Source organism: Butyricicoccus sp. AF18-9LB (assembly GCF_027684505.1).
Lineage (GTDB): Bacteria > Bacillota > Clostridia > Oscillospirales > Butyricicoccaceae > Agathobaculum > Agathobaculum butyriciproducens.
Genome location: NZ_JAQCWA010000029.1, coordinates 1 through 7,914 on the forward strand (window position 1 = coordinate 1; position 7,914 = coordinate 7,914).

The 7,914-nt window shown below is 54.5% G+C and carries 7 protein-coding genes; 3 read left to right on the forward strand and 4 right to left on the reverse strand.

What is annotated here, in order from left to right; all coding sequences use genetic code 11:
• Window positions 1-461: 461 nt before the first annotated feature.
• Window positions 462-1,742: a glycosyltransferase family 2 protein gene (locus PGY33_RS12465; RefSeq protein WP_330673845.1), complete on the forward strand. Its 1,281-nt coding sequence runs from the start codon at window positions 462-464 to the stop codon at window positions 1,740-1,742.
• Window positions 1,743-1,747: 5 nt separating this feature from the next.
• On the opposite strand, the gene PGY33_RS12470 is transcribed toward PGY33_RS12465, so the two are convergent.
• Both PGY33_RS12470 and PGY33_RS12475 read right to left on the reverse strand, forming a co-directional pair.
• On the reverse strand, window positions 1,748-2,152 hold the full coding sequence (locus tag PGY33_RS12470) for a hypothetical protein (protein ID WP_270478884.1): 405 nt from the start codon (window positions 2,150-2,152) through the stop codon (window positions 1,748-1,750).
• 74 nt (window positions 2,153-2,226) lie between these two features.
• Window positions 2,227-2,925: a 3D domain-containing protein gene (locus PGY33_RS12475; protein ID WP_270478886.1), complete on the reverse strand. Its 699-nt coding sequence runs from the start codon at window positions 2,923-2,925 to the stop codon at window positions 2,227-2,229.
• 654 nt (window positions 2,926-3,579) lie between these two features.
• Between PGY33_RS12475 and PGY33_RS12480 the strand changes: the two genes are divergently transcribed.
• On the forward strand, window positions 3,580-5,238 hold the full coding sequence (locus PGY33_RS12480) for a ribonuclease J (RefSeq protein WP_270478888.1): 1,659 nt from the start codon (window positions 3,580-3,582) through the stop codon (window positions 5,236-5,238).
• A gap of 64 nt (window positions 5,239-5,302) precedes the next feature.
• Here PGY33_RS12480 and PGY33_RS12485 read toward each other — a convergent pair whose 3' ends face one another.
• Both PGY33_RS12485 and PGY33_RS12490 read right to left on the reverse strand, forming a co-directional pair.
• Entirely contained in the window at window positions 5,303-5,839 is a 537-nt protein-coding gene (locus PGY33_RS12485) for a hypothetical protein (protein WP_116704867.1), read from the reverse strand.
• 38 nt (window positions 5,840-5,877) lie between these two features.
• Window positions 5,878-6,870 (reverse strand): biotin--[acetyl-CoA-carboxylase] ligase, encoded by a 993-nt coding sequence (locus tag PGY33_RS12490; protein ID WP_158575201.1) that lies wholly within the window; start codon window positions 6,868-6,870, stop codon window positions 5,878-5,880.
• Window positions 6,871-6,978: 108 nt separating this feature from the next.
• On the opposite strand from PGY33_RS12490, the gene PGY33_RS12495 reads away from it, so the two are divergent.
• A complete protein-coding gene (locus tag PGY33_RS12495; protein ID WP_158575199.1) occupies window positions 6,979-7,776 on the forward strand; it encodes a YlmH family RNA-binding protein in 798 nt (265 codons plus the stop codon).
• The last annotated feature ends 138 nt before the right edge of the window (window positions 7,777-7,914 follow it).

The following is a 7,914-nucleotide window of genomic DNA, read 5'->3' on the forward strand; positions in this document are numbered from 1 at the left end:
CAAAGCGCCGCAGCTTTAATTGTGCGGTGTTGCCTTAATAATCAAATACCGGCGGCTGTCGCAATGCGGCAGCCGTTTTGCTGTATATGCAGGGGAGAGCAGCGAGGAAAAATGCCCTCCCTTCCTTTGTAAAATGTATACGAAATTGATGATGTTATAGAGAAAACCCGGATTTATCCAAGCAAACAGCAGGGAAAAGTGAAAGAGCGTCAGCGGTGCGGAACGAATGCATCTCCCGGTTTACTGTTTTCCACGAAAAGACAGGGCAAAGTGGCATGAAAAAACGCATGAAAGCACAAAAATTTTGTGCGAACAGTGAAAAATTAAAAATTTTGTGAAATCCGGTTAAAAATGTGTTGCATAATGCGTTAATAGTGCTATTATAGAACAAGGGTTGAAACAACCGCCACAATATCTAAAGTATAGAGAAAATACATCAGGAGAAGAAACGAGGAATTTTTATGCTTCGGTTTTTGGAGAGCATGCAGTGGGTGCTGTTCATTTTCTTTACTGCGGCGTATGCGTACCAGATCTTTTACCTTCTGGTTGGCTTGTGGGGCAAGCAGCGCGGCGGCGTGGAAAATGCAGAGCTGCACCGTTACGCGGCGATCATTTCAGCACGCAATGAGTCCGCCGTTATCGGCAGATTGATCCGCACCTTGAAGGAGCAGGATTATCCGTCAGAGCTGCTTGATGTCATTGTTGTTGCAGATAACTGCACGGACAATACCGCTGAGGTAGCGCGCAGCGCCGGTGCGATCGTGTACGAGCGATTTAATAAGGTGCAGGTCGGCAAGGGTTACGCGCTGGACTATCTGTTCAAGCGTATTTTCGAGGAGCAGAGTGAGGATGCGTACGATGCGTTTTTCGTATTCGATGCGGACAACATCGTAGATCCGCAGTTCGTCCGTGAGATGAACAAGATGTACGATACCGGCGAGTATTCCGCACTGACCAGCTACCGCAATTCGCAGAACTTCTGCGCGAACTGGATCTCCGCAGGCTATGCACTGTGGTTCCTGCGTGAGTCGCGCTTCCTGAACCGCCCGAGAACCCGTCTGGGCGTCAACTGTGCGGTTTCCGGCACCGGTTTTCTGATTTCGGCTGATGTGCTCCGCGAGGAAGGCGGCTGGAATTATCATCTGCTGACCGAGGATATCGAGTTCTCCATCGCCAGTGCGGTTCGCGGCCGTAAGATCGGCTACTGCGGCAATGCCATCATCTACGATGAGCAGCCGGAGCATTTCCGCCAGTCGTGGGATCAGCGTCTGCGCTGGAGCAAGGGCTTCTATCAGGTGGACGCAAAGTATACCGGCGCACTGCTGCGCGGCTGTACGCGCGGCGGCAAGGCGGGCATGTCCTGCTATGATATGCTGATGACGGTTGCACCGTGCAACCTTGTTACCATCGGCTCGCTGCTGCTGGCCGTACTCCTGTGCGTGACCAGCTTCGCACAGCCGGCATACATTACATACCGCGTTATGCGCATGCTCGGCCGTATTCTGATGCTGACCGTGCGCGGCATTACGTTCAGCCTGTTTGCCTTCGGCGCGGTGACGATGATCGCCGAGTGGAAGCGCATCGCAGGTCCGGCGTGGAAAAAGGTGCTGTATACCTTTACCTTCCCGTTCTTCATGCTCACCTATGTTCCGATCTCGATCGCCGCTCTGGTCGGCAAGGTCGAGTGGAAACCGATCCAGCATGGCATCGCCAAGGTGCAGGAGGAGCGCGAGAGCGCGTAATTGAATCAAAACAGCCGCAGGGTGTCTGCGGCTGTTTTTTTACCATTTGCAGATGTGTAATCGCAGGGGAGGCCGTTGGTCTCCCTTGTGCCGCCAGACCAACGAGTTGCACGGCACAGGTATCCTCTGGAGGACTCTCTCTTGTCCTTCGGGCAATTCACCGTTCTCTGATTTTCGCTGTGCTGAATAGGAAGGAGGGAACCTTGGTTCTCTTCTTCTTGTGCCCCTGCCGGGGAGGCAGGATTCTCTCGCTTCGCAAGCGAAAACCCTAATTTCTGGAATGATAATGAAAAGCCGCTCAAATGCGGCACAATCGACTTTGTTAATTTGTCGTATAGTTTTGAACCGATCCAGCAAAAATCCATCACACGCGATTCTGACGCGAAATACAAAACAAAAACCGATGCCATCCATGTCTGCAACCGTAAAACCGCTCAAACAGGCAGAAAAAAAGAGCCGTGCTTTCGCACAGCTCTTCAAAAATTTACTTGAGCAGATATACGTTTGCGTACTGCACGCCAAGCTCGTTTGCACGCTCGTGGGTGCTTACTGCAATGTCGATCTTGTTGCCCTTGATCGCTCCGCCGGTGTCCTCAGCGATGAACACGCCGTAGCCCTCGATGAATACGCGGCTGCCGAGCGGAATGACGGACGGATCAACTGCGATCGTGCGGCCTTCGGTCAGGGTGGTGCCGGTAGCAGTCAGTGCCAGATTGTTGCCGTTGCATTCAACGCACGGATCGTAGAAGGTCAGTTTATAATTGCCAAGCGCAGTGGCATTTGCCTTGATGGCATCGCTTGCCAGATACGTTGTGGAGTAAGCTACCGGACGGGCAGTGGCTGCACTTGCGACCAGCTGGTTGTAAGCGGTCTTGGTTGCAGCGGCCTTGATCTCGGCTTCCTTCTTAGCTGTTTCTTCAGCGGCCTTTTTGGCAGCCTCAGCCTTAGCCTTCTTAGCAGCTTCCTCCTGTGCCTTGAGTGCGGAAGCCTTTGCCTTCGCCATAGCCTGCTGTGCGTTGGAGATTTCGGCAGAGGTGAGCACCGTGCCGACAGAATGGTTCAGAGTGGAAGAGAGTACCGCAGTCGGCTGATCCAGTGCAGCAGCGCCGAAGGTTGCCATCGAGCCTACCGTGAAGGTTGCCGCGAGGAACATGGCAGCATGCTTACGCAGAGAAATAGACATTTGTGTTACGCTCCTAAAAGTCAGGTGAAAACGCAGCGGGAACACTTCCCGCGCCACCGGAAAAACCGATGTTGTTTTCTGGGTTGTTACTGTTTTGTTTACGTTCTGTTTCCGAACTGTAACCAATCATACTGCATCCTCTCCGATTTGTCAAACGGTTTCATAGAATTTTGTGCACATTTCACAGAGTTTATCGCTGGATTTCGTTAATCTGTATGGCAAAATTGGGCGAAAATACGGTTTTTTACGGTTAGCCGTGTAAAACGCACATCGGCGGCTTTGTTACAAACTGCAGGGACCGAAAGGGAAGTCTGCCCGGTTTGACCGGGCATTATGCAGGACACGCAGAATGGGTAAAACAGCGGGACACTGTGCATAAATAGTATATAGGTAGATTGGCTGTTTCGACGAAGACGTGCAGAGTGCTTTGGTGACTGACTCTTTACAATTCTGCTGAGCTGTGGTATATTAAAAATAAGTGTTTGCAGTCCGTGTGGGAATGCGCTGTGCCATTTACAGCGAAAACGGACCGCATCCTTCACATGTGGATAAAGACAGACGGGATCGCATGGTCTGCCTTTTCAGAAAAGCGGAAACGACATCCGCGTACATATAATAAACAACAATCAGATAAAGGAAAGTGATAATACTATTATGAAGGAAAAACTGAAGATCATACCGCTCGGCGGCCTGAACGAGATCGGTAAGAACATGACGGTGATCGAGTACGGCAATGACATCGTAGTTATCGACTGCGGCGTTGCCTTTCCGGATGACGACATGCTGGGTGTTGACCTGGTCATTCCGGATACAACGTACCTCAAGCGCAACCTGAACAAGCTGCGCGGCTATGTGATCACCCACGGACATGAGGACCATATCGGCGCTATTCCGTATGTTCTGCGTGAGTGCAATGCACCGATTTACGCGACCCGACTGACCTGCGGCATCATCGAGACCAAGCTGTCCGAGCATAAGATGCCCCAGAAGGTCAAGATGAATCGCGTGCGCGCCGGTGATACGGTTAAGCTCGGCTGCTTCAAAATCGAGTTTATCCACACCAACCACTCCATTGCGGATTCGGTTGCGCTGGCGATCACCACGCCGCTGGGCACCATCCTGCACACGGGCGACTTCAAGATCGACCTGACGCCGGTTTCCGGTGAGATGATCGACCTTGTCCGCATCGGTGAGCTGGGTAAGAAGGGACTGCTTGCGCTGATGAGCGACTCGACCAACGTCGAGCGTCCGGGCTACACGCCGAGTGAGAAAATCGTCGGCAAATCGCTTGAGAAATTTATCATGGAGAGCGACCAGCGCATCATCATTGCAACGTTCGCGTCCAATGTATCGCGTCTGCAGCAGATTCTCGACATTGCCGCCAAGGCAGGACGCAAGGTAGCCGTCTGCGGCCGAAGCATGGAGAAGATCTCCAAGGTTTCGATGGAGCTGGGTTATCTGAAGGATTCCGGCAAGGTCATGATCGATATTTCTGAGATCAAGCGCTACGCGCGCAGCCAGCTGATCATCGTATCCACCGGCTCTCAGGGTGAGACCATGTCCGCGCTGTACCGTATGGCGTACGGCAGCCACAAGCAGGTGGAGGTCAACTCCGGCGACCGTATCCTGATCGCAGCATCCGCTATCCCGGGCAACGAGAAGTCGATCAACAACATGGTCAATGAGCTGTACAAGCAGGGCGCTGAGGTCATTTACGACCGTTCGGCAGCCATCCATGTTTCCGGCCATGCCTGCCAGGAGGATCTTAAGCTGATGCTCGGTCTGTGCAAGCCGAAGTATTTCATTCCCGTACACGGCGAGTACCGCATGCTCGTGCAGCATGCCGGTCTGGCACGCGAGATGGGTGTCAACCCGAAGAACATTCTCGTCAGTGAGATCGGCCGTCCGATCGAGATCAGCGAAAATTCGGCTCGTCTGGGCAATCCCGTGCCGGCCGGTCGTCTGCTGGTAGACGGTCTGGGCATCGGTGATGTCGGCACTGCCGTTCTGCGTGACCGCAAGCATCTGTCCGAGGACGGTCTGCTGGTTATCGTAGTAACCGTGGACGCAACGACCGGCGTCGTTATTGCGGGTCCGGATATCGTATCGCGCGGCTTCGTTTACGTCAAGGAAGCCGAGGCTCTCATGGAGGAGCTGCGTACCATTTCGCAGATGGCGCTCGACCGCTGCTCGGTAGAGAACCTGCGTGACTGGAACAGCCTGAAATCTGCCATCAAGGGCGATGTAAGTGATTACCTGTTCAAGAAGACCAAGCGCAGTCCGATGGTTCTGCCGATCATCATGGAAATCTAAATGTAAGATGGATAAGAAAAGACACCGATTTTTTTCGGTGTCTTTTTTCATATAAGCCCTATCATTAACCTTTATACATGCCGATCTTGCACAGCTCTTTAATCATATCCGGCACGGTCTGACCGGCGATCTCGAGGCGCTCTGCGGCGCCGGGCTTTTCTTCGGAGAACGTATCCCATGCGGTGACAAGATGTCCGGTCGGCTCCATGCCGTATTTTTTCAGCAGGGGAACGAAACGCTTTGCAGTCTCGCTGTAAATGGACAGAACCTTGTACTTCTGTACGAAAAGCTCCTCCTCGGTGGTCAGAGAGCCAATGGCGAATGCCGAAAGACCGTCCTGATACAGCAGCTCGCCGTAGCCGTCTAAAATCATGGTCAGCTGCTTTTTCGTCATGCCGTCCAGATACCAGACCTCATCGCTTTCCGCATCCGGATGGATGGCGAGGAACAGCGGCTCGTCCAGCTCGGCGTAGAACGAATGCACAAAGTCGCTCAGCTTCTCGAAGCTGAGGTTTGCGGTGATGGTGTTGCCGTCCAGCTCGTACTGCTCGGACAGCTTTTCGGGGAACGGAACGGTCACGCCTGCAGCGGTTTGAAACATAGAAATATCTCCTTATATATAATGTATAAAAATGCGGTTTACAGTCGAATGCTGATCTCGCCCGAGGACAGGGCATTCACCTGTCCGTCTGCGGTTTTCACCAGCAGATGTGCATTCTCGTCCAGTCCGACGCACTCGGCTTCGTAGCGGCCTGCCGGACTGCTGACCGTTACCGGACGGTTAATGCAGCACAGCCGTTCGCGGTACTGCTCGAGCAGCTCGGGTTCCTTGCCCTGCTCGAGCAGCATGTACACATCCTCGAAGTGGTTGAGGACAGCGGCGGCCAGTTCGGCTCTGCGGGGCGGCTTGCCGAAGTCGCTGATGGCACCCGCGACCGCCTGTACCTCCTCGGGCCACGCCGGATTGGGATGCAGATTGATGCCGATGCCGACCACAAGCGAGCTTACTGTGCCGGTTTCGCCCTCGATGGTCGCTTCCGTGAGGATGCCGCACAGCTTGCGTCCGTTCATCAGCACGTCGTTCACCCATTTGATCTGCGGCGTGAAGCCTGCGGTCTGCTCAATGGCGCGCACGACCGCGATCGCCGCCGAAATGGTGACGAACGATAGGTGCGACAGCGGCAGTGTCGGATGCAGCAGAATGGTCATGTACACGCCGGTGTCGGCAGGGGAGACGAATGTGCGGCCGAGCCGTCCGCGTCCGCCGGTCTGCTCCTCGGCAAACAGCGTGAAGCCGTGCCTGCGGCCGAGATACTGCTCCTTCATCGTCGTGTTGGACGAGGTAAGCGACGGCTCGACCAGGATTTCGCGTCCGATGACCGCGGTATCGAGCAGTGCGTCAATGCCTGCGGCGGTCAGGCTGTCGTCATCCGAGGCCAGGCGATAGCCTTCTCCGGTCACGGCGTCAATGGCAAGGCCGCTCTCGCGCAGTGCGGCGATCGCCTTGTGCACCGCCGCACGGGATACGCCAAGCTGCTCGGCGAGCCGTCCGCCGGAAAGGCGGGTGCCTCGTGCCTGTTCGAGTGCCTGCAAAACGGCGTCCTTCACGGTCAATTCGATCATCTCCATCATTAAAATGCTAATCTCTATTGTAAACGAAAAAAGAAGATAGTACAATACTATCATGCAAAACAATAGGCGGCATAACGGAAAATCTATGCCGCAATGGAGGAAAATACCTTGAAGACCAAGCAAGAGATCCTGACCGCGCTTGCACACAGCGGCGACGATAAGCTGCTGCTGGCAGGACTGCTCGACAAGGAGCAGACGTGTGAGCAGCGCGGTTATCTGACCCATACCAAGTTCCTCGACCTCAAGCAGCGGGCGCTGTGCACGGATGCGGTGCGCCTTGCCGGAGCGACCGGTCATGCGCTGTTCTGGGGCGGCTATGAGGACGCGGAACGCGGGATCTATCTGTTTTATCCGGATTACATGGATGCCGAGAGCGCAAAGATGTCCGCGCCGCTGGCGCTGCTGCGCGCCCACAAGCGCAGGGAGGACACGCTCACGCACCGCGACTATCTCGGTTCGCTGATGGGACTGCAGATCGACCGTTCGGTGGTCGGTGACATTCTCGTGCACGAGGAAGGCGCAGACATCATCGTGCTCGAGGACATGGCGGAGTTCATCCTCATGCACTTCGCCAAAGCGGGCCGCAAGCAGCTTTCGCTGACGCGCGAGGATCTCAGCGACCTGAAGCATGCGGCAGTCGAGGAAAAACGGGGGACCGGTTCGGTGGCGTCGCCCAGACTGGACAGCGTAGCCGCTCTGATTTTTGGTCTGCCGCGCAAGGACGCACAGGCGCGGATCGAGAAGGGACTGGTGTTCGTCAACAACACACCCTGCATGAAGCCGGAGCACCAGATTACGGAAGGCGACCGTCTGACTGTGCGCGGCGTCGGCCGTGCGCGCGTGGAGGCGTTCGGCGGTATGAGCCGTAAAGGACGAATTTTTCTCGAATATGTCCGAAATGCGTAAACATTGGCAGAATGTGTCCGGCAAAGCCTGTTGTCAAGCGGGTTTGTCTATGTTATACTTTAGGCAATACCAAACGATTAAAGCTGCGGCGCTTTACGGAAATTTTGTGTCCTGATGTCGTTGTGATTTTTTGCAATA